Below are 19,505 nucleotides of genomic sequence, written 5' to 3' on the forward strand. Positions count from 1 at the left end.
AATTCATTGCCTTGCCGCCATCGGGCAGGCAAACCACCTGGTGCGAACGCGTCCAGCCGGTCTGGATTGAAAAACCCTGGTCGACTTCATCGTCATAACCCGATTCGTCGTCCTCGCCGTCCGGCATGTCCGCGTCCTCTACGCCCAGCACCAGATTGCGGTAAGCAATGGAGAAGCCGCCGTTGTTTTCGCGTATTTCAGATTTAACCTTGTACAGTACCGTCTGGTTACCGCTCTCACGTTTCAACTCTTCACTGAAACAAACCAGCACACCCGCATCCAGTTCGCATTGGGTGACTGCCGATGGCAGATATTCCACCGGGCTGGTACGTGCCGACCATAACTTGTTACCCAGTATTTCGAGTGGTGAAAGCACAACGACCTTTTTGGCTACCGGTGCGGGACGAGCCGCAACCGTTTTCTTCTTCTGCACTTCCCGGGTCTTTGCGGCACTGGCTTTTCTGGCAGCCTCGGCGCGTGCCGCTTTTTCGACCGCAATACGTTGCTGATCCTGTTCCACCTGTGCACGTTGCCGCTCGGCAGCCACCCTTTCCGCATTGGCCTTGCGGCGGGCCTGCATGCGGATTTCCTCTTCCATGTCAATAATCTTGCCGCCGGCCATGTAAAATCCGTTGTCAGCCGCTTTGCGGTACCAGCTCATGGCCTGTTCATAGTCACGAGGCACACCTTTACCCGCCGCGTAGAGTTCTCCCAGATAGTACTGAGCCAATGCGCTGCGTCCACTGACGCTATTGAGCAGCTAGCGCGCCCTACCATAGTCAGACGCACCACCCTCGCCCTTGAGAAGCAGGATCGAGAGTCGCGTTGTAGCTTTCTCATGTGTCTGGGCCACCGCCTTCTCCAGCCATTGGCGGCCCCTGGCAGCGTCCAGTTTCGTTCCCCGACCCTTCAGATACATCATGCCAAGATCGTACTGGTCTGCGGCGCTACCGGACTCGGCCCGCTCCAGAGTGGCGACAAACTTCTTTTTCTGGGCCTCCATTCTTTTAAATAAACCGGTTGTACAGACCGAAGACGCGGCGCCGCCTTCCGGCTACAATACAGCCTGATACAGAAACGGATTCGTCATGTCTGAAAAAACCCATTTCGGTTTCGAACAGGTCGATATCGAGGAAAAACAACGCCGGGTGACCGGCGTATTTGACTCGGTCGCTGACAATTATGACCTGATGAACGACGCCATGTCATTCGGTATCCACCGCCTGTGGAAACGCTTTGCCATTGAGCAGACCGGCGCCCGGCCCGGCCAGCGCATTCTCGACCTGGCCGGTGGAACCGGCGACCTGGGTGCGCGGCTGTCGCGACTGGTTGGTCCGACAGGTGAGGTCGTCATCGGCGACATCAATGCCTCCATGCTCAATGTCGGCCGTGAGCGCCTGCTCGACAGGGGCATCACCGGCAATGTGCAATTCGTGCAGGCCAACGCCGAATGCCTGCCTTTCCCTGAGCAAAGTTTTGACTGCATCACCATGGCCTTCGGCCTGCGCAATGTCACTGACAAACAAAAGGCGCTGGCCTCCATGTACCGCTGCCTCAAACCCGGCGGGCGTGTACTGGTACTGGAATTCTCCAGGCCTGTCGCACCCGGCCTCAAGCCGCTGTACGACCTCTATTCCTTCAAGCTGCTGCCGTTGATGGGCAGACTCATTGCCAAAGACGAGGACAGCTACCGCTACCTCGCCGAATCGATCCGCATGCACCCGGACCAGGAGACACTGAAAGACATGATGGAACAGGCCGGTTTCGAAGATTGCGACTACTTCAATCTCAGCGGCGGCATTGTCGCCCTGCACCGCGGGTTCCGTTACTAAAACGCCCATGAGCACCCCTGCCCTGCTTTCCGCTGCGCTGGAATCCGCGCTCGACCTGTATCTCAAACAGGACCCGGATGCGCTGCAACGTTGTGCGGCATTGCAGGACAAGGTCATCGCGGTAAACCTGACGGGCACGGATCTTACGCTGTATTTTCTGCCTGATAGCGAAGGCATCAAGGTGTTGACCCGTTACGAAGGCCAACCGGATACCCTGCTTCGCGGCACACCGGCCGGATTTGCACGCCTGGCACTGGAAGCTCGCGAGGACGCCCTGTTCCACGGCGCAGTCGAAATCAGCGGTGACACGGAAACCGGCCAGGCATTCCAGGATCTTCTCGGCCGTGTCGACTGGGACTGGGAAGAACAACTGTCGAAGTTGACGGGCGACACCATCGCCCACCAGCTCGGTGAACTGGTACGCAAGGGGCAACAATGGCTCGGTGAAACCGGCGAAACGCTGCAACAGGATCTGTCCGAGTACCTTCAGGAGGAAGCGCGGTTGCTTCCAGCACGTATCGAAATCGATACATTTCTCGATGAGGTGGACAGGCTTCGCGCCGATACAGACCGTCTTTCAGCGCGCGTGGAACGCCTGCTGAAAATTCAGGGCCAGGCATTATGATCCGGCCCGGCCAGCTGCTGCGACTGCTGCACATTGCCTGGGTACTGGTCAGAAACGGCCTGGATGAGGTCATTCTCGCCACCCACCTGTTCCGGCCGGTGCGCTTCCTGCGTTGGCTGGCACCGTGGCATCTTCTCAGCAGAGGCACGCCACGCGCTGTGCGTATCCGCCACACACTGGAAGACCTCGGCCCCATTTTTGTCAAATTCGGACAGATCCTCTCCACACGCAAGGATCTGCTGCCGGACGACATTGCCGACGAGCTGGCAAAACTGCAGGACCGTGTGCCACCCTTCCCCGGTGCACTGGCCACCACGATTATCGAACAGGCGCATGGTCGCCCCGTTCAGGAAATCTTCTCGCGTTTCGATGCTACGCCGCTGGCTTCCGCCTCCGTCGCCCAGGTACATGCTGCCACACTCAACAGCGGTGAGGATGTCGTGGTCAAGGTGCTGCGCCCCGGCATCGAGCCGGTGATACGCCGTGACGTCAGTCTGCTTTACTACATTGCCGGGCTCGCTGAGCGCTACTGGAGCGAAGGGCGTCGCCTGCGCCCACGTGAGGTTGTCGCCGAGTTCCAGAAAACGCTCTACGAGGAAATGGACCTGCTGCGCGAGGCCGCCAATGCCTCACAGCTGCGACGCAATTTCGAACACTCCGACCTGCTGCATGTGCCGGAAGTCTACTGGCCCTACTGTCGCCGCAACGTGATGGTGATGGAACGCATCTACGGTATACCGGTCAGTGACCTCGATGCACTGAGACAAGCCGGTATCGACATGAAATCCCTTTCGGAACGTGGTGTGGAAATCTTTTTTACCCAGGTATTCCGGCACAACTTTTTTCATGCCGATATGCACCCCGGCAATATTTTTGTCTCTCCCGAGGGACAGTACATGGCGGTGGACTTTGGCATCATGGGAACGCTGAGCCCGGTCGACCAGCGCTACCTGGCGGAAAACTTCCTGGCCTTCTTCCGCCGCGACTATTACCGTGTGGCCCAGCTGCACGTGGAATCGGAATGGGTGCCAAAGGGAACCCGGGTGGATGAATTTGAATCCGCCATACGCTCGGTGTGCGAACCCATTTTCGAACGGCCGCTGAAAGAAATTTCATTCGGCCAATTACTGCTGCGACTGTTCCAGACCGCACGGCGTTTCGACATGGAGATCCAGCCGCAACTGGTATTGCTGCAAAAAACCCTGCTCAATATCGAGGGCCTGGGTCGGCAACTCTACCCCGACCTCGACCTGTGGCTGACCGCCAAGCCTTTCCTGGAGCGCTGGATGAGCGAGCAGGTCGGTGCGCGTGCCTTTGTCGGACGCATGAAACGCAGTTTTCCGGAGTGGAGCGAACGCCTGCCGGAAATCCCCGTGCTGATCCACCGAGCACTGCAACAGGCTTCCGAAGGCAAGCTGCAGCTGCAATGGGAATCGGCGGAACTGCAGAAACTGCGTCAACAGATGCATCGCTCAAGCCAGCGCACCATCTACGCCATTCTTGGCAGCGGCTTTCTGATCAGCGCCTCGCTGATCTATGGACTCGACGGTTACGCACCTGCCATGGTGGGGGGCGCTCCCTTGCTGAGCTGGGTGTTCGGTGGAATTTCTGCCGTGCTGTTCCTGGCGGCCTGGGAAAGCGATTAGACCACAGGCATAAAAAACCCGCCTTGTGGCGGGTTAAAATTCGGGCTCTTTAATTACTTATAGCTTTTGATTTTGTAAGTTGAGCCTTGTTGTTGTCTTGTTACGCCGTGTGACTCCTCCGAATCGACCGCGCTTTATTATCGTTGTTTCTCCTCCAACACTGTGTTCAATGCGTTACCCGACTACGCTGCGCTTCAGCGGGTTGAACGTTATGTTGTGTATTACCTTGAGCAACAAGCGTGCCCGTTTTAAATTCAGGGGAGAATCAACGAGTTAGCTAACGTCATGAAAATACAGGCGTGTTTTCGTAAAATATCCCGACAACGTCGCTGCATCAGAAGGCGCTTATATTCTATATAGATTAATGCGTTACATGCTTATGTCGGAAAATTTACACGCGCTGTCCGTCGTAAACATATCCGACGCTCACAGCATGTTCCGACACGGGCGCCCAGGATAATACGCGCCATACCGCGCTTCACAGCAAGTGTCGCAAATCAACGGCTGCCACCAGCACCACCAGCGCAATAAGCCAGAACAGCACAATCCAGACCGCGGACTGACGTGCCTTTCGCTTCTCCAGCCAGGTGCGCGGACGTACGCCCTTGATGAGGAATACCAGGTTGGCTGACAGGTTGACGCACACGATGTTGGCTGCCAGCAACAACCCTGCACCGACCGCCAGCTCAGGCTGCCCGGAAGCCAGCATCATCCCCAGCGCTGCCGTGGGTGGCAGCAGCGCGACCGCGACCATAACGCCAACCAGCGCGCTGGCCACACCGCTGGTCAGTGAAAGCACCGCGGCAGCACCCGAAGCCAGTGCCAGCACGATGCCATCGAAGCCAACCGTGGTGCGGGATAGAATCTCCGGACCCGGCACATCGATCTGCCAGAACCAGCCAATCAGGAAAGACAGGAACAGGGCAAGCGCAACACCGGCAAGATTGGTCTTCAGGGATTCCTGCAACAGGTCCCTGTCACCCAGCGTGGCCGCAAATGCCAGTGCAATGTTCGGGCCGAGCAGGGGAGCAATCACCATGGCACCAACGATGACAGCCACGTTATCTTCCAGCAGGCCAATCGCTGCTACCACGGTTGAGAGGAACACCAGGATCAGAAAGTTGAGATTAAGGCGTGCGCCTTTTTCGATCTCGTTGTATAACTCTTCGCGCGTCAGCCCGCCGCCGGACTTTACAGCGGCGCTGCCGTTGTCGGCTGTATCATCACGTTTCGGGGCAGGGCGCGGCAACACGGCTTCGACAGGCTGCACAATAATACGGGCATTTTCTGCAGTTCCCAGCAGGTTCTGCAAGGCATCAAGCACCGTCTGCCGCGCATCATCAGATACCAGCATGCGCACACTGCGACGCTGGTCCTCTACCGTTTGACTGTACCAGCAATCCAGCGCGCCATACTGTTCCGCCAGGCCAACCAGGGTGTCCAGATGGCCGGCATCGGCAACGACTTCGATGAGTTTCATGGATTTCCTGCAAGGTTTTCGGACTACGGTCGCTGCAATGCAGCTTCTACCTCATCGCGTTTTGCTTTCCCGACCAGGCGCTCAATCAGTGTCAGCGCAAAGTCCATGGCTGTACCCGGCCCACGCGAGGTAATAACGGTTCCATCCTCGACCACGGCCTCGGTGCTGTAATCAATGCCACTGACATCATCGAGCATCCCCGGATAGCTGGTCACTTGCCGGCCTTCGAGCAAACCGCCGCGCGCCAGCACCCTGGGCGCCGCACAGATGGCTGCGGTATAACGGCCGGACGCTGCCATGTGCTTGAGCAGGGCGTGAATACGTGGATCATTATCGAGGTAATCCGCACCGGGCAAACCACCCGGCAACACAACCATGTCGTAGTCATGTTTCAATGCTTCATCGAGTGTGGTATCCGGAACCAGGACGATTCCGCGCGATGCCTTTACCGGTTGCTCGTCGAGGCCGGCCGTCACAACCTCAATGCCGGCACGCCGCATCAAATCAACTACAGTGACGGCTTCGAGTTCTTCGCATCCCTGTGCGAGGGGGACCAGTACGCTTGCCATGTCTTTTCACCCTCCTGTTGTTGGTCAATCAGCTCCCGCACCGTCACCAGCCGCACACCCTGTCGTGCCAGTTGCGGGAGGCGTTGCTCCAGTACTGCCAGCGTTTGCGGGTAGGGGTGTCCGATCGCCAGCGCAGTGCCCTGTTCACGGGCCAATGCTACCAGCCTGTCGAACTGAAAGGCTATGTCCTTTTTATCAAGGCTGTTATCGAGAAAGACATTGCGCCTTATGCCCGGCACACCGTTTTCCTCCGCCACCTGCAGGGCCACGGTGGCCCTGGTCGTGCGACTGTCTACGAAAAACAGTGGTCCCTGACGGCGCATGGCCTCCATTAACCAGCGCATGTGTCCCGGGTGGCGGGTCAGCAGGCTGCCCATGTGGTTGTTCACGCCGATGGCGTGTGGTACGCGCCGCAGGTTGTCCAGCACGGTGCCGACAAACTCGGTTTCGGTCATTTCCAGCGTCACCGCGCCATCGTCCAGCGGTCGGCCATCGACGCTGTCCATGGGAAGGTGCAGCAACACCTCACGGCCACGGCGGTTGGCCTTGTCAGCAAGTTCGCGGGTATGTTTTGCGCGCGGCAAAAATGCGCAGGCTACCGGGCCGGGCAGGGCAAGCACACGGTTTCCGGTCTCTTGCCGCTTACCCATATCATCAATAATGATACCAATCACGGCTTGCGGGGCCACAGGGGGTTGCGCCCGGACAGATCCCGTAAAAAATATCACTGCAAAAAGAACCGGCCAGAGGCCGGTTGTTTTTGTCATGGCATATGTTCCCGCTGTATGGCGAGGCCCTTGAGTAAATTCAGTGCCTCGTAGAGTTGATAGTCGGTCTGTGCCAGGGATTCTTTTTTTCCGTCTTTCTTCTTTTTGCCCTGTGCTGCCTTTTTACCATTGCCATTTGACAGGTGGCCGGACAAATCCGCTTCCTTGATCGGGTCAAAGGTACGCTCGATGGCCGATATACGCACCTGGTCGAGTTCGATATCCGGCTTGATACCCTCGGCCTGAATGGATCGACCGGAAGGCGTGAAGTAACGTGCCGTGGTCAGCTTCACTGCCGTACCATTGCTTAACGGCAGAATCGTCTGCACGGAACCCTTACCGAAGGTCTGCGTGCCAACAATGATGGCGCGACTGTGATCCTGGAGCGCACCGGAAACAATTTCCGAAGCAGACGCCGATCCCTGATTGACCAGCACAACCAGCGGAGAGTTGTCGAGAATATCGTCCGGTGTAGCATTGAAACGCAAGCGTGAATCATTGACCCGACCTTCGGTGTATACAATCAGCCCCTTCTTGAGAAACGCGTCGGACACCGCAACGGCACCGTTCAGGACACCACCGGGGTTGTTACGCAGGTCCAGTACCATGCCTTTCAGCGAACCACCCGCCTGCTTTTTCAGTTCCTCGATCGCCGTCACCATGTTGTCTGCGGTCTTGGACTGGAACTGCGAAATACGCACATAACCAAAACCCTCTTCGAGCATACGTTTCTTGACGCTCCTGACCTTGATGATGTCGCGCCTGATTTCGATCTTCAGTGGCTTCTCGACACCTTCACGCACGATGGTAAGTTTGAGAACTGAGCCGGGCTTGCCGCGCATGATCTTTACGGCTTCATTCAGTGTCAGGCCTTTCACCGGGGTGTCATCAAGGCGAATGATCAGGTCACCGGCCTTGACGCCGGCACGTTGCGCCGGGGTGTCATCGATAGGAGCGATAACCTTGACGAAACCGTCTTCCATGCCGACTTCGATACCCAGTCCGCCGAATTCACCGGTGGTGCCAACCTGTAATTCCTTGAACTGTTCGCGATCAAGGTAGGATGAGTGCGGGTCGAGGCCGGAAAGCATGCCGCGGATGGCATTTTCCAGCAACTCGCTATCATCGACGTCTTCGACATAGTCATTCTTGATGCGACCAAAAACATCGGTAAAGGTGCGCAGTTCGTCGACCGGCAGACCGCGTACCGCTGCCGGCACCTCGCGTTCTGCGAAAACACCCTGACCGATCGAGAGGGATACGCCGATGGTAAGCCCGATCAGCACCAGAAAAATATTTTGTCGTTTTACACTCATTTACAAACCTGACCTGGTGACGTCACTGTCACCTCGAAATTAAAATAATATATAAAGCCTTACAAGGAGTTGGCTTTAAAACAGTGCTGACCATACCATAGCAGAGTGGCTTATTGCCAAATCTGCGCCACTAACCGGCGCTACGGGAGGGTTTTCCGCGACACCATTTGCGCGGATTGACCGGGCGCCCGCGGTGCCGCAACTCAAAATACAGCCCGGACTGTGTCTGACCGCCACTGGCGCCCAGTGTTGCAACCACTTCCCCACTATCGACCCATTCGCCAACTTCCTTATAGAGGGCCTGATTATGCCCGTATAAGCTCATGTAGCCGTCGCCGTGATCGATAATCAGTAATAAACCGAAACCCCGCATCCAGTCGGCAAAGGCCACCCGACCCTGCGCAACCGCACGTACCTTGCCACCCTCCGGTGCCGCGATCATTACGCCCTGCCAGGTCAGCCCGCTGTTGCCGCGTGGCGCACCAAAACGTGCGCTCAGCGTCCCGCGCGCCGGCCACCTCAATGTTCCTTTCAGGGCATTGAAGGGTTTGTTTTGTGCCACGTCGGAAGGAATATCGGCAAGCAGTTCCTGTAACGAATGCACCAGTTCCTGCAGACGCCGTTCGTCAGCCTGAAGCTGCTTCAGGGCACCACCCTGTTTAGCCAGCTGCTGTCTGAGGGCCGCCACGGCACTGGCCCGCAAGGATTTCTGCTCTGCAAGGCGGGCTACACGGTCTCGCTGGCTGTTACGCAATGCCGACAGGGTCCGTGTCTTCTCCCCGATATCCACCTGCAGGGCCTGAAGGCGCTGCAGCGAAGTCTTCATGGCATCAATCTTTTCCGCGCGGGCACGGGAAAAGTAGCCAAAGTAGGTCAGCATCCGCCCGACTGCATCCGGCTGTTCCTGGTTTAACAACAGTTTGACCTGTTTCTGGCGGCCCATGACATAGGCACTGCGCGCTTCGCGCATCAGTTGCTGCCTTTGTGTGTCAAGTCGGCGGGCTTCGCTTTTCTGCCGACGCTGCAATGTGAGCAACTGCCCGCGCACCGATTGCAGGCGGCTTTCCGTTCGTTCCAGTGCTTTTTGTGTCGTACTGATGTCGCGATCTATATCGCGTAGCGCCCGTTCTTCGCGGGTTTTCTGTTTACGCCTGGCGACAAGCCGCTGCTGCAAGTCGTGAATGCGTGTACGCAGCTCGCCAAGCTCATGTACTTTCGCTGTTGCATCCTGTTCGGCGCGGACTGAGGCAGAAAACCCTGCCACGGCGACGGCAACAAACAGCCACACGAACCATGGCGCCCAGTGGCCACGCGTGTGACCGGGCAGGATCAGACTTCGGTCTCCGCGCCCGCCACCAGCTTGTCCGCTTCATCCGCGGGCTGCCACTCGATCAATGAGCGGCCGGTCATTTCCGCTGGTGGCTGCAGGCCCAGCATGTCGATGAGGCTCGGTACGATATCGGACAGGGCGCCATCACTGAGCCGGGCCGGACGACCCACATAAATTAACGGTACGACATTGGATGTGTGTGCCGTGTGTGGCTGGCCGGTTTCCCTGTCGCGCATCTGCTCGGCATTGCCGTGATCCGCGGTAATCAGCATTTCAGCACCGACCGACTGCAGGGCTGCCAACACTCGCCCCAGGCTCTGGTCAATGGCTTCTATGGCCTTGACAGCCGCCTCCATGTTGCCGGTATGGCCCACCATGTCCGGATTGGCATAGTTACAGATAATGGCATCATAGTCGCTGCTCTCGATGGCCTCGACCAGCTGGTCAGTCAGCTTCGGTGCATTCATCTCCGGCTGCAGGTCGTAGGTGTCCACCAGCGGCGAAGGCACCAGGATGCGCTCTTCTCCTTCGAAAGGCTCTTCCACACCACCATTGAAAAAGAAGGTGACGTGTGCGTATTTCTCCGTCTCGGCGAGCCGCAGCTGGCGCAGACCATGGTGTGAAGCAAATTCACCAAACACATTTTTCAGCCGTTCTGCGGGGAAGGCCACGGGCACATCAAACCTGGAGTTGTATTCTGTCAGGCTGACGAAACGCGCCAGTTTCGGCACAAGCTCGCGCTCGAAACCATCGAAATCGCTTTCGATAAACGGGCGTGTAATCTGCCGGGCACGATCGGAACGGTAGTTCATGAACACCATAACATCTCCGTCCTCAACCCGAACCGGCTTGTCACCCTTTGGAACGATCCGTGTGGCCTTGACGAACTCGTCGCTTTCCTCGCGCGCATAGGCCATTTCCAGACCGGTAATGGCATCCTCGGCCTCGAATTCCGCCTTACCCTGTGTGATCAGGTCATAGGCTGCCTGGATACGTGGCCAGCGGTGGTCACGGTCCATGGCATAGTAGCGACCGATGATCGAGGCAAAACGTCCGCCGCCATATTCACGGAAGCGGTCTTCCATGGCCTGGATAGACGCCGCGGCACTGCGTGGCGGTGTATCGCGTCCATCGAGAAAAGCGTGCAGGTAAACCTTCTCTACGCCTCGCTCAACGGCCAGCCTGACCATGGCGTGAATATGTTCTTCGTGGCTGTGCACACCACCGGGCGATAACAGGCCCAGCACGTGCAGCGCCTTGCCGGTCCTGATGGCGACATCGGCGGCATCGGTCAGCGTGGCATTGTTGAAAAAGGATCCCGTTTTGATCGAGCGACTGACGCGCGTGAACTCCTGGTAAACAACACGGCCCGCCCCCAGGTTCAGGTGCCCGACTTCCGAGTTACCCATCTGCTCGCCCGGCAACCCGACCGATGCACCCGACGTGCGTATGAAGCTATGGGGATATTCGGCCCACATCCGGTCCCAGACCGGTGTATTTGCGGTATAGATGGCATTGTAATCCGTATCTTCGCTGTATCCCCATCCATCGAGAATAATCAGTACGGCCGGCTTGGGAGTTTTTGACATGACCTTCAGTGTCTGCGCATGTGGGATCTTAAACAGGTGATTAGATCTATTCTAACGATAAATAAGGAAAGCTGCCATGCAGACAAAACCTGTGCATGGAAATTACGGCTTTATAATCAGGTGTATTATTGTATAATGTTTTGATTATAAAGGGCAGGGGCAGACGCGCTTTCCGGCACATCTGTTTCCGCTTTAATGACGAGGCAGGGCAGGTGAATCCGGACATGGCGATGACTTCCAGCGAAACCCTTATTACCCGCGACGAGGACATTGATCGCGCATCACGCTCTCTCAAGGCCATGTCACACCCGCTGCGGCTGAAGATTCTATGTACACTGGGCGACCAGGAAGTCAGCGTGCAGGATATTGTCGAACATGTCGGAACCTCGCAGAGCAATATCTCCCAGCATCTGGCCATTCTTCGCGACAAGGGTATTCTGACCTCGCGCAAGGACGCCAACCGCGTCTACTACCGGGTTGGTGACTCGCGCACACTGCGATTGATCGGCATGATGCGCGAAGTTTTCTGCAGCGCTAACGCCTCCAGCTGATTTCCGGCGGGCTCCTGACAATTTTCCGGGACTTATTACGGTGGATTTTGCACGATTAGTAGAGTTTTCCGGTAATCATCCGGTACTTGTCCTTGCCTTCCTCGGCACCCTCGGCCTGTTTTTATTCCTTGAGCTTGGCCGCCGTTTCAGCGGCATGAAATCCGTTGGACCCATTGAGGCCATCCAGCTTAACAACCGCGAAAATGCCCTTTTCCTGGATATCCGCGAGGACAGCGAATACCGTAGTGGCCACATACAGGACGCTGTTCATATCCCCCTGAAGCAACTGGCGGAACGCGTGTCCGAACTGGAAAAATACCGGGACAGGCCGATCATCGTCTGCTGCCGGTCCGGTAATCGCTCCGTGGCAGCCGGCAATATTCTCGCAAAACACGATTTTGAAAGCGTGTACAATCTGGACGGCGGCATGATGGCCTGGCAGCGCGCCAATCTGCCGGTAAATAAAAATTAGCCTTTGATCCCGGCACCCCGTGTACCGGGCACTTGACACAGCACAACCGGAACGATCCATTATGACTGAAGACAACAATACCGCGGCCTCTCAGGAAGAGCCCCAGTTCTCCATTCTGCGTATTTATCTCAAGGATGTTTCCTTCGAGGTTCCAAATGCACCGCAAGTATTCACGGAAGACTGGAAACCGGAAATTAACATGCAGATCAACACCCGGGTGTCAGAAGTTGACACTGATGTGTACGAGGTTGTGCTGAATGTCACCGTTACGGCGAAGCAGGGCGACAAAACCGGCTTCCTTGCAGAAGTCCAGCAGGCCGGTGTGTTCACACTCAAGAACTTTGACGACACGCAAAAAGGCCCTATGCTTGGTGCCTACTGCCCGAACACATTATTCCCCTTTGCCCGTGAAGCAATCTCGGATCTCGTAACCAAGGGTGGCTTCCCGCAACTCCTGCTTGCTCCCATTAATTTTGATGCCCTGTATGCACAGAATGCCGGTCAGGCCAATACCCCGGCTGAAACTACGCAAGCCAGTTAACTTGCTGCCGTAGAAATGCCCAAACCTTCCCACGCTGCTATCGCCGTTCTGGGTGCCGGCTCCTGGGGCACGGCACTGGCCATGCTGCTGGCGCGTAATGGCCTTTCCGTCAGGCTGTGGGATCGTGACGCCTCACACATAGCGGCATTAAACAAGGCGCGTGCCAACGAACGACATCTGCCCGGGATTCCCCTGCCGGATCGTGTAACACCGCTTGCCGACCTGCGGGACACGCTCACGAACACAGACTTTGTACTCATCGTCGTGCCGAGCGGAGGTTTTCGTGCCGCCCTGAAGAAACTGTCCGCCCTACAGGAAACGCCAGGCAAATTGATCTGGGCCAGCAAGGGCCTTGAACCCGGAACCGGCAAGTTTCTGCACCAGGTCGTCGAGGAAGAAATGCCCGGTCACCCCACCTACGCGGCCCTGTCCGGGCCCAGCTTTGCGCTGGAGGTCGCACGCGGCTTGCCAACAGCCGTCACCGTCGCCTCGCCGGATACGGCCTACGCGGAAATTGTGGCTGAATTATTTCATTGTCCGACGTTTCGCGCCTACACCAGTAACGATCTGCCAGGCGTGGAACTCGGTGGCTCAGTAAAGAATGTGCTGGCCATCGCGGCCGGGATATCCGATGGCCTTGGCTATGGCGCCAATGCCCGCGCAGCCCTGATCACCCGTGGACTTGCGGAGATCATGCGACTGGGCGACAAACTTGGCGGACGACGCGAAACCTTTATGGGGCTGGCCGGGGTAGGGGACCTGGTGCTGACCTGTACCGATGACCTGTCCCGTAACCGGCGGCTGGGACTGGCACTGGGGCGGGGCAAAACACTGGCGCTGGCAATAGATGAAATCGGGCAGGCGATAGAAGGCCTGGAAACGGCAAAAGCACTTGATGCACTGGCTGCCGAACACCAGGTCGATATGCCGATTACCGCCCAGGTGAAAGCCGTTCTGTATGACAATGCACCTCCGGCATCTGCCGTGCAGGCCCTGCTGAACCGGGAAGCCAAAGCGGAATTACTGTAAGGCCGACACCGCTTCGTCTGCCATTCGTGATACCCCCCTTCAGAACCTGGCGCTCCCGCCCGGCAAATAGTGGCTTGTCGTGCATTGCGATTTATCGCACAAGGCAGATAATAGACAACCGTCGACCATCTACGAGGTGCAAGGTGTCTGTCCTGTCGTTTATCCCGCTCACACTGAATACGGCTGTCCCCGGCCTGATCCTGCTGCTGGTATCGCTGCCGTCATTCGCTGCATCGCCGACACTCGAGACCACACTGGCGGGTTACCGGTTATTGCCGAACGAGCAATACTTCGATGGACGGGTTGAAGCCGTGCACCATTCCACCATCTCGGCCCAGACAGCGGGCGAAGTCGTGGAACTGCCATTTGATGTGAACGACTATGTCCCGAAAGGCGCACTCATTGTGCGCCTGGATGACAAACGCCAGAAAGCGCTGCTGGACCAGGCTGTTGCCAATGAGGCGCGGGCACGGGCACAGCTAACCGAAGCCGAATCCGACTACCGGCGCAAACAGCAACTGTACAAAAAGAAAGTCCTTGGCAAGGCAGCACTGGATAACGCGGAAACCACACTCAAGTCCGCACGCGCAGGACTGGAGCTGGCACAGGCAAAGCTGGCACAGGCCCGCGAACAATGGGAATACACGCGGATTCGCGCGCCGTTCGCCGGTGTCATGATCAAGCGGCTGGTTGAAATTGGTGAACATGCCCGTGTCGGCACGCCACTGGCAACCGGCCTGTCGCTGGAAAAACTGCGTGTCCAGGTTGCCATTCCGGCGTTCTATGCCGACCGTATCCGTGACAAGCTGCAGGCCCGCGTGCAGATTCCCGGCAGTCGCGAGTGGCTGGACAGTACGGGCATCACGCTGTTTCCTTTTGCCGACCCACTCAGTCACACCTTTACGGCCCGCGTGCAATTGCCCGACGGTCAACATGGTATGTACCCGGGCCTGCTGGTCAAGGTAGCGTTTCTGGTCGACCGGCAACCCGCGCTGCTCATCCCTGACTCGGCCGTGGTGCACCGCAGTGAAGTGACCGGTGTGTATGTCGTCAACAGCGATGGACGGGTGCACTTTCGCCAACTGCGCATCGGCCGCGCTGCAGCGGGTAACCTGCGTGTTGTGCTGGCCGGACTGGAGGAAGGTGAGTCGATTGCGCTGGACCCGGTGGCAGCCGGCATTCTTCTCAAACAACAGGTAAACGCCACAGCCCATGAGTGAACAGTTCGGGTTCTCGGGCGCCATCGCACGCCGTTTTCTGCAAACCGAAATCACGCCGCTGCTGGCGCTGCTGGGCGTACTGCTCGGGCTGTTCGCGCTTGCGGTAACGCCGCGTGAGGAAGAACCGCAAATCAACGTTACCTTCGCCAACGTTTTCATCCCGTTCCCCGGCGCATCGGCACGAGAGGTAGAAAAACTGGTCACCAGTTCAGCCGAGCAGGTGCTGGCTGAAATCGAGGGCGTTAAACACATTTATTCTGTCTCACGCCCGGGTCTTTCCATCCTGAGCGTTGAATTCCTGGTAGGGGAGCCGCGTACCGAGGCGATCGTGCGCCTCTACAACGCCCTGTATTCCAACCAGGACTGGTTGCCTGCCAACCTTGGTGTCGGTCAGCCACTGGTCAAACCCAAGGGTATCGACGATGTGCCCATTGTGACACTGACGCTATGGACGGAAGACCCCGGGCGGGCAGCCGCCGACCTCAGGCACGTTGCCCACACACTGGAAACCGAATTTAAACGTGTACCGGGCACCCGGAATATCTACACGGTAGGCGGACCGGCACCGGTTGTTGGCATCCTCCTCGACCCACAACGTCTTGCCGGTTACGGAATGACGCTGGATGCACTTCGCGAAGCACTGCGGCAAGCCAACCAGTCCGCCGAGGTCGGCACACTGGTCAGGGACAACCGGGAAATACAGGTCAAGGCCGGTCAACTGCTGGGTGATGCAGAAAGCATAGCCGGCCTGGTTATCGGTCTGCACGCCGGGAAACCGGTTTATCTGCGTGATGTTGCCGAGGTTCGACACGGGCCTGAGCAGCCCCGGCAGTATGTCTGGTTCGGTCACGGCGTCGCGTCCAGTCGCGGCGTTGTGTCGGGGGAGCACCCTGCTGTAACACTGGCGATTGCCAAGCAGCCGGGCACCAATGCCGTAGAAATTGCCGACCAGGTCATCGCCCGGCTGGACGCACTGAAAGGTATTTTTATCCCGCAGGGTATCAATGTTACCGTCACGCGTAACTACGGCGTCACCGCCGACCAGAAAGCGCAGACGCTGATCAAAAAACTCATTTTTGCCACCGCTTCGGTGGTACTGCTGGTTATCTTCAGCCTGGGCTGGCGCGAAGCCATCATTGTCGGCAGCGCGGTGATTATTACCCTGGCCATAACCCTGTTTGCTTCCTGGGCATGGGGCTTTACCCTCAACCGGGTATCGCTGTTCGCACTGATTTTTTCTATCGGTATCCTGGTTGATGATGCGGTGGTGGTGGTGGAAAACATCCACCGCCATATGCAGATGGGCAAACTCAAGCTGGTGCAGGCGATACCGGTTGCCGTAGACGAAGTCGGCGGACCGACGATTCTTGCGACCTTTACCGTCATTGCCGCACTGTTGCCGATGGCGTTTGTCACCGGTCTGATGGGGCCTTACATGAGCCCGATCCCGATCAACGCCAGCATGGGCATGCTGATTTCACTGGCTGTCGCGCTGGTTGTCACACCGTGGATGTCACTGAAAATGCTGCGCACAACAGCCCATACGCAGAACAACGACGAAGCCGGTGACTCACGTTTACTCGCCACTTTCCGGGCTTTGCTGACACCTTTCCTGTCCGCTGACAAGGGGCGGCGGGCGCGCTTCCTCATGCTTGCCGTGATACTGGTTTTGATCCTGTTCTCGGTGGGACTGGCTGGAGTAAAGCTGGTCGTGCTGAAAATGCTCCCGTTCGATAATAAATCCGAGTTTCAGGTGGTTGTCGATATGCCGGAGGGGACATCGCTGGAACAGACCAACCGCGTACTGACCGAACTGGCCGACTACCTGGCCGGCGTAGCGGAAGTGGAAAACTACCAGATCTACGCAGGAACCGCGGCGCCAATCAACTTCAACGGCCTGGTTCGCCAGTACTACCTGCGCAAAGGCGCTGCAGTCGGTGATATCCAGGTCAACCTGGTCGACAAGTCACACCGTGAACGCAAAAGTCATGATATTGCACGCAGCGTGCGCAACCCGCTGCAGGCCATCGGGAAACGCTATGGCGCGGTGGTGAAAATTGTTGAAGTCCCTCCCGGCCCGCCGGTTCTGTCTCCACTGGTTGCAGAAATCTACGGCCCGGATTACCAGGGACAAATCGAAATCGCACAAAAAATCCGTAACGTATTCGGGCAGACACCCGACATTGTTGATATCGATGACAGCGTCGAGCAGCCTGCACCACGCAGGATCGTACGCGTGAACCGCAGCCGCGCCGCACAGCTTGGCGTAGACCAGGCCACCGTGGTTCAGGCACTGGCAACCGTACTCGACGGCGAGGATATCAGCTACCTGCACGACCCCAATGCCCGTTACCCGATCGCGATTCGTCTGGAACTCCCCGTATCGGAAAAAACCGATCTCGACAAGATACTCAGCATCAGGGTTCGCGGCCGTGACAACGCGCTGGTCGCCCTGTCGGAGCTGGTTTCACTGGAGATGTCATCCATTGAACGTTCCATCTACCGCAAGGATCATCTGCCACTGGTGTTTGTCACCGGAGACATGGCTGGCGAACTGGACAGCCCGCTGTATGGCATGGCCGCACTGCACAAGGCCATCGGTGAAACGCTTAGCGCCAACGGCGAGCCTGTGAGGCAGTCTCTCATTCAGCAGCCGGATAATCCCTACCGCTACAGCCTGAAGTGGGACGGCGAGTGGCAGATCACCTACGAAACCTTCCGTGATATGGGCATCGCCTACTCGGTGGGACTGATCCTGATTTATCTGCTGGTGGTCGCACAGTTCCGCTCCTACCTGACACCGCTGGTCATCATGGCACCCATCCCGCTCACCATTATCGGCGTTATGCCGGGGCATGCCTTGCTTGGCGCGCAGTTCACGGCCACCTCGATGATTGGTATGATCGCGCTGGCTGGAATTATTGTGCGCAACTCTATCCTGCTGGTGGACTTCATCAACGATGAAGTCGCCAGGGGTGTCGACTTCGAGGAAGCGGTTATCCGTGCCGGCGCCATTCGCGCCAAACCGATTATCCTCACTGGCCTGGCGGCCATACTGGGGGCACTGTTTATTCTCGATGACCCGATTTTCCGCGGCCTGGCCATCGCGCTGATATTCGGCCTGCTGGTCTCTACCGTACTCACACTGGTGGTCATTCCGGTGATGTACTACGCCTTGATGCGCAAACGACAAGGTCGACTGAAGACACAACAATAAAAACTTCAGGAATTCGTCATGCCTGCGCAGACCGGCACGGCGGAACACGCCGTAATCAGTCTGCTCCCGAAAATCGCTGCTGCCGCCAGGCCTCGTACACCAGTACGGCGACCGTGTTGGACAGGTTGAGACTGCGACTCTGCGCGACCATCGGCAGGCGGATCACCGCGCCGAGCCGCGAAGATTCGAGTAAAGCATCCGGCAGGCCACGGGTTTCCGGCCCGAACAGCAGTGCATCATCGGGTTGATAGGACACATCACAATAGTGTTGTTTGCCGCGTGTCGAAACCGCATACAGATGCTTCGGCCGGATTTCAGTGAGGAAATCTTCCAGTGTGTCATGCACCTGAACACTGGCCCATTCACGATAATCCAGTCCCGCACGGCGCAGTTTGCGATCTTCCAGTTCAAAACCCAGCGGCCGTATCAGGTGCAACCGGCAACCGGTATTCGCACACAGGCGCATCACGTTGCCGGTGTTGGGTGGAATCTCCGGCTGGTAGAGTACAATATGAAACATCAGGTTTAATCCGCTTTTCTTTCACCGGCGCTTCAGGTCAAATACCGCTCCATGAACCAGACAGCCAATCCACTCGCCGTCGATTTCTGCGGTCTGACCCTCAACTCACCACTGGTGCTGCTGTCCGGCTGTGTGGGTTTTGGCGAGGAATATACACGGGTTCGGGGATTTTCCAATCGCGATGTCGGCGCCATCTGCCTGAAGGGCACCACGCTTGAGCCACGACCGGGCAATGCGCCGCACCGCGTCTATGAAACACCGGCGGGTATGCTCAACGCCATCGGCCTGCAAAACCCCGGGGCAGACCATGTGGTTGACAACATCCTGCCTCAACTGGATTTTGAGGAAACGCGCTTTATCGCCAATGTGTCGGGTTCCAGCGTGGAGGAATACCACGAAGTCACCCGGCGCTTTGACGATTCCCCGATCGACGCCATCGAAATCAACATCTCCTGTCCCAACGTGAAGGAGGGTGGCGTGGCCTTCGGCAATGACCCGGACATGTCCGCCCGGGTAGTGGAAGCCTGCCGTAAGGCCACCAACAAACCGCTGATCACCAAGCTGTCGCCCAACCAGACCGACATTGCCAACAATGCGCGCCGCTGCATCGAGGCAGGCAGTGATGCGTTTGCCGTTATCAACACCCTGATGGGCATGGCCATCGACATCGAGTCGCGCAGCCCGGTGATCGGCAACAACCAGGGCGGGCTGTCGGGCCCGGCCATCAAGCCGGTGGCCCTGCTCAAGGTGCACCAGGTCTACCAGGTCTGTCGCGACCACGGCATTCCCATCATCGGCCAG

At 57.6% G+C, this 19,505-nt stretch carries 19 protein-coding genes; 10 read left to right on the forward strand and 9 right to left on the reverse strand.

The window, feature by feature from the left end; genetic code table 11:
- Both ACW81B_RS12675 and ACW81B_RS12680 read right to left on the reverse strand, forming a co-directional pair.
- Positions 1-730: SEL1-like repeat protein (locus ACW81B_RS12675; RefSeq protein ID WP_491580587.1), on the reverse strand; the 730-nt coding region annotated here is incomplete at its 3' end.
- 30 nt (positions 731-760) lie between these two features.
- A complete protein-coding gene (locus ACW81B_RS12680) occupies positions 761-1,003 on the reverse strand; it encodes a tetratricopeptide repeat protein (RefSeq protein ID WP_491580588.1) in 243 nt (80 codons plus the stop codon).
- Between the two features lie 85 nt (positions 1,004-1,088).
- Here ACW81B_RS12680 and ubiE point away from each other — a divergent pair, with 85 nt between their 5' ends.
- The 3 genes from ubiE to ubiB are packed head-to-tail and all read left to right on the forward strand — an operon-like array spanning position 1,089 to position 4,103.
- Positions 1,089-1,832: a bifunctional demethylmenaquinone methyltransferase/2-methoxy-6-polyprenyl-1,4-benzoquinol methylase UbiE gene (gene ubiE, locus ACW81B_RS12685; RefSeq protein WP_491580589.1), complete on the forward strand. Its 744-nt coding sequence runs from the start codon at positions 1,089-1,091 to the stop codon at positions 1,830-1,832.
- 7 nt (positions 1,833-1,839) lie between these two features.
- Positions 1,840-2,457, forward strand: coding sequence for a ubiquinone biosynthesis accessory factor UbiJ (locus tag ACW81B_RS12690; RefSeq protein ID WP_491580590.1), 618 nt, complete (start codon positions 1,840-1,842; stop codon positions 2,455-2,457).
- Entirely contained in the window at positions 2,454-4,103 is a 1,650-nt protein-coding gene (gene ubiB / locus ACW81B_RS12695; protein ID WP_491580591.1) for a ubiquinone biosynthesis regulatory protein kinase UbiB, read from the forward strand. The genes ACW81B_RS12690 and ubiB overlap by 4 nt, the downstream gene beginning before the upstream one ends.
- Positions 4,104-4,581: 478 nt before the next feature.
- Here the strand turns inward: ubiB and ACW81B_RS12700 are convergent, their stop codons facing one another.
- The 6 genes from ACW81B_RS12700 to gpmI all read right to left on the reverse strand — a co-directional run bounded on the left by ACW81B_RS12700 (position 4,582) and on the right by gpmI (position 11,154).
- A complete protein-coding gene (locus tag ACW81B_RS12700; RefSeq protein WP_491580592.1) occupies positions 4,582-5,583 on the reverse strand; it encodes a TIGR00341 family protein in 1,002 nt (333 codons plus the stop codon).
- A 23-nt stretch (positions 5,584-5,606) separates the two neighbouring features.
- Positions 5,607-6,152, reverse strand: coding sequence for a DJ-1 family glyoxalase III (locus ACW81B_RS12705; protein ID WP_491580593.1), 546 nt, complete (start codon positions 6,150-6,152; stop codon positions 5,607-5,609).
- Positions 6,092-6,841, reverse strand: coding sequence for a divergent polysaccharide deacetylase family protein (locus tag ACW81B_RS12710; RefSeq protein ID WP_491580594.1), 750 nt, complete (start codon positions 6,839-6,841; stop codon positions 6,092-6,094). Before ACW81B_RS12710 ends, ACW81B_RS12705 begins: the two co-directional genes overlap by 61 nt.
- Positions 6,842-6,915: 74 nt before the next feature.
- Entirely contained in the window at positions 6,916-8,235 is a 1,320-nt protein-coding gene (locus tag ACW81B_RS12715; RefSeq protein WP_491580595.1) for a S41 family peptidase, read from the reverse strand.
- A 130-nt stretch (positions 8,236-8,365) separates the two neighbouring features.
- A complete protein-coding gene (locus ACW81B_RS12720; RefSeq protein WP_491580596.1) occupies positions 8,366-9,523 on the reverse strand; it encodes a murein hydrolase activator EnvC family protein in 1,158 nt (385 codons plus the stop codon).
- A 41-nt stretch (positions 9,524-9,564) separates the two neighbouring features.
- Positions 9,565-11,154: a 2,3-bisphosphoglycerate-independent phosphoglycerate mutase gene (gene gpmI / locus ACW81B_RS12725; RefSeq protein ID WP_491580597.1), complete on the reverse strand. Its 1,590-nt coding sequence runs from the start codon at positions 11,152-11,154 to the stop codon at positions 9,565-9,567.
- Between the two features lie 230 nt (positions 11,155-11,384).
- On the opposite strand from gpmI, the gene ACW81B_RS12730 reads away from it, so the two are divergent.
- The 6 genes from ACW81B_RS12730 to ACW81B_RS12755 all read left to right on the forward strand — a co-directional run bounded on the left by ACW81B_RS12730 (position 11,385) and on the right by ACW81B_RS12755 (position 18,184).
- Positions 11,385-11,705, forward strand: a complete 321-nt coding sequence (locus ACW81B_RS12730; protein ID WP_491580605.1) for an ArsR/SmtB family transcription factor — start codon at positions 11,385-11,387, stop codon at positions 11,703-11,705.
- 40 nt (positions 11,706-11,745) lie between these two features.
- A complete protein-coding gene (locus tag ACW81B_RS12735; RefSeq protein ID WP_491580598.1) occupies positions 11,746-12,177 on the forward strand; it encodes a rhodanese-like domain-containing protein in 432 nt (143 codons plus the stop codon).
- Between the two features lie 61 nt (positions 12,178-12,238).
- Positions 12,239-12,718 carry a protein-export chaperone SecB gene (gene secB / locus ACW81B_RS12740; protein WP_491580599.1) on the forward strand — a complete coding sequence of 160 codons (480 nt, stop codon included), beginning with the start codon at positions 12,239-12,241 and terminating at the stop codon, positions 12,716-12,718.
- 15 nt (positions 12,719-12,733) lie between these two features.
- The gene (locus tag ACW81B_RS12745) at positions 12,734-13,747 is read left to right on the forward strand and encodes an NAD(P)H-dependent glycerol-3-phosphate dehydrogenase (RefSeq protein ID WP_491580600.1); all 1,014 of its coding nucleotides are present in this window, start codon (positions 12,734-12,736) and stop codon (positions 13,745-13,747) included.
- Between the two features lie 143 nt (positions 13,748-13,890).
- The gene (locus ACW81B_RS12750; RefSeq protein WP_491580601.1) at positions 13,891-14,967 is read left to right on the forward strand and encodes an efflux RND transporter periplasmic adaptor subunit; all 1,077 of its coding nucleotides are present in this window, start codon (positions 13,891-13,893) and stop codon (positions 14,965-14,967) included.
- Positions 14,960-18,184, forward strand: a complete 3,225-nt coding sequence (locus tag ACW81B_RS12755) for an efflux RND transporter permease subunit (protein WP_491580602.1) — start codon at positions 14,960-14,962, stop codon at positions 18,182-18,184. The genes ACW81B_RS12750 and ACW81B_RS12755 overlap by 8 nt, the downstream gene beginning before the upstream one ends.
- Before the next feature lie 55 nt (positions 18,185-18,239).
- Here ACW81B_RS12755 and trmL read toward each other — a convergent pair whose 3' ends face one another.
- On the reverse strand, positions 18,240-18,704 hold the full coding sequence (gene trmL / locus ACW81B_RS12760) for a tRNA (uridine(34)/cytosine(34)/5-carboxymethylaminomethyluridine(34)-2'-O)-methyltransferase TrmL (protein WP_491580603.1): 465 nt from the start codon (positions 18,702-18,704) through the stop codon (positions 18,240-18,242).
- Positions 18,705-18,755: 51 nt separating this feature from the next.
- On the opposite strand from trmL, the gene ACW81B_RS12765 reads away from it, so the two are divergent.
- Positions 18,756-19,505 (forward strand): dihydroorotate dehydrogenase (locus ACW81B_RS12765; protein WP_491580604.1); only part of this gene is annotated, 750 nt, incomplete at its 3' end.

Source organism: Thiogranum sp. (genome assembly GCF_058323355.1).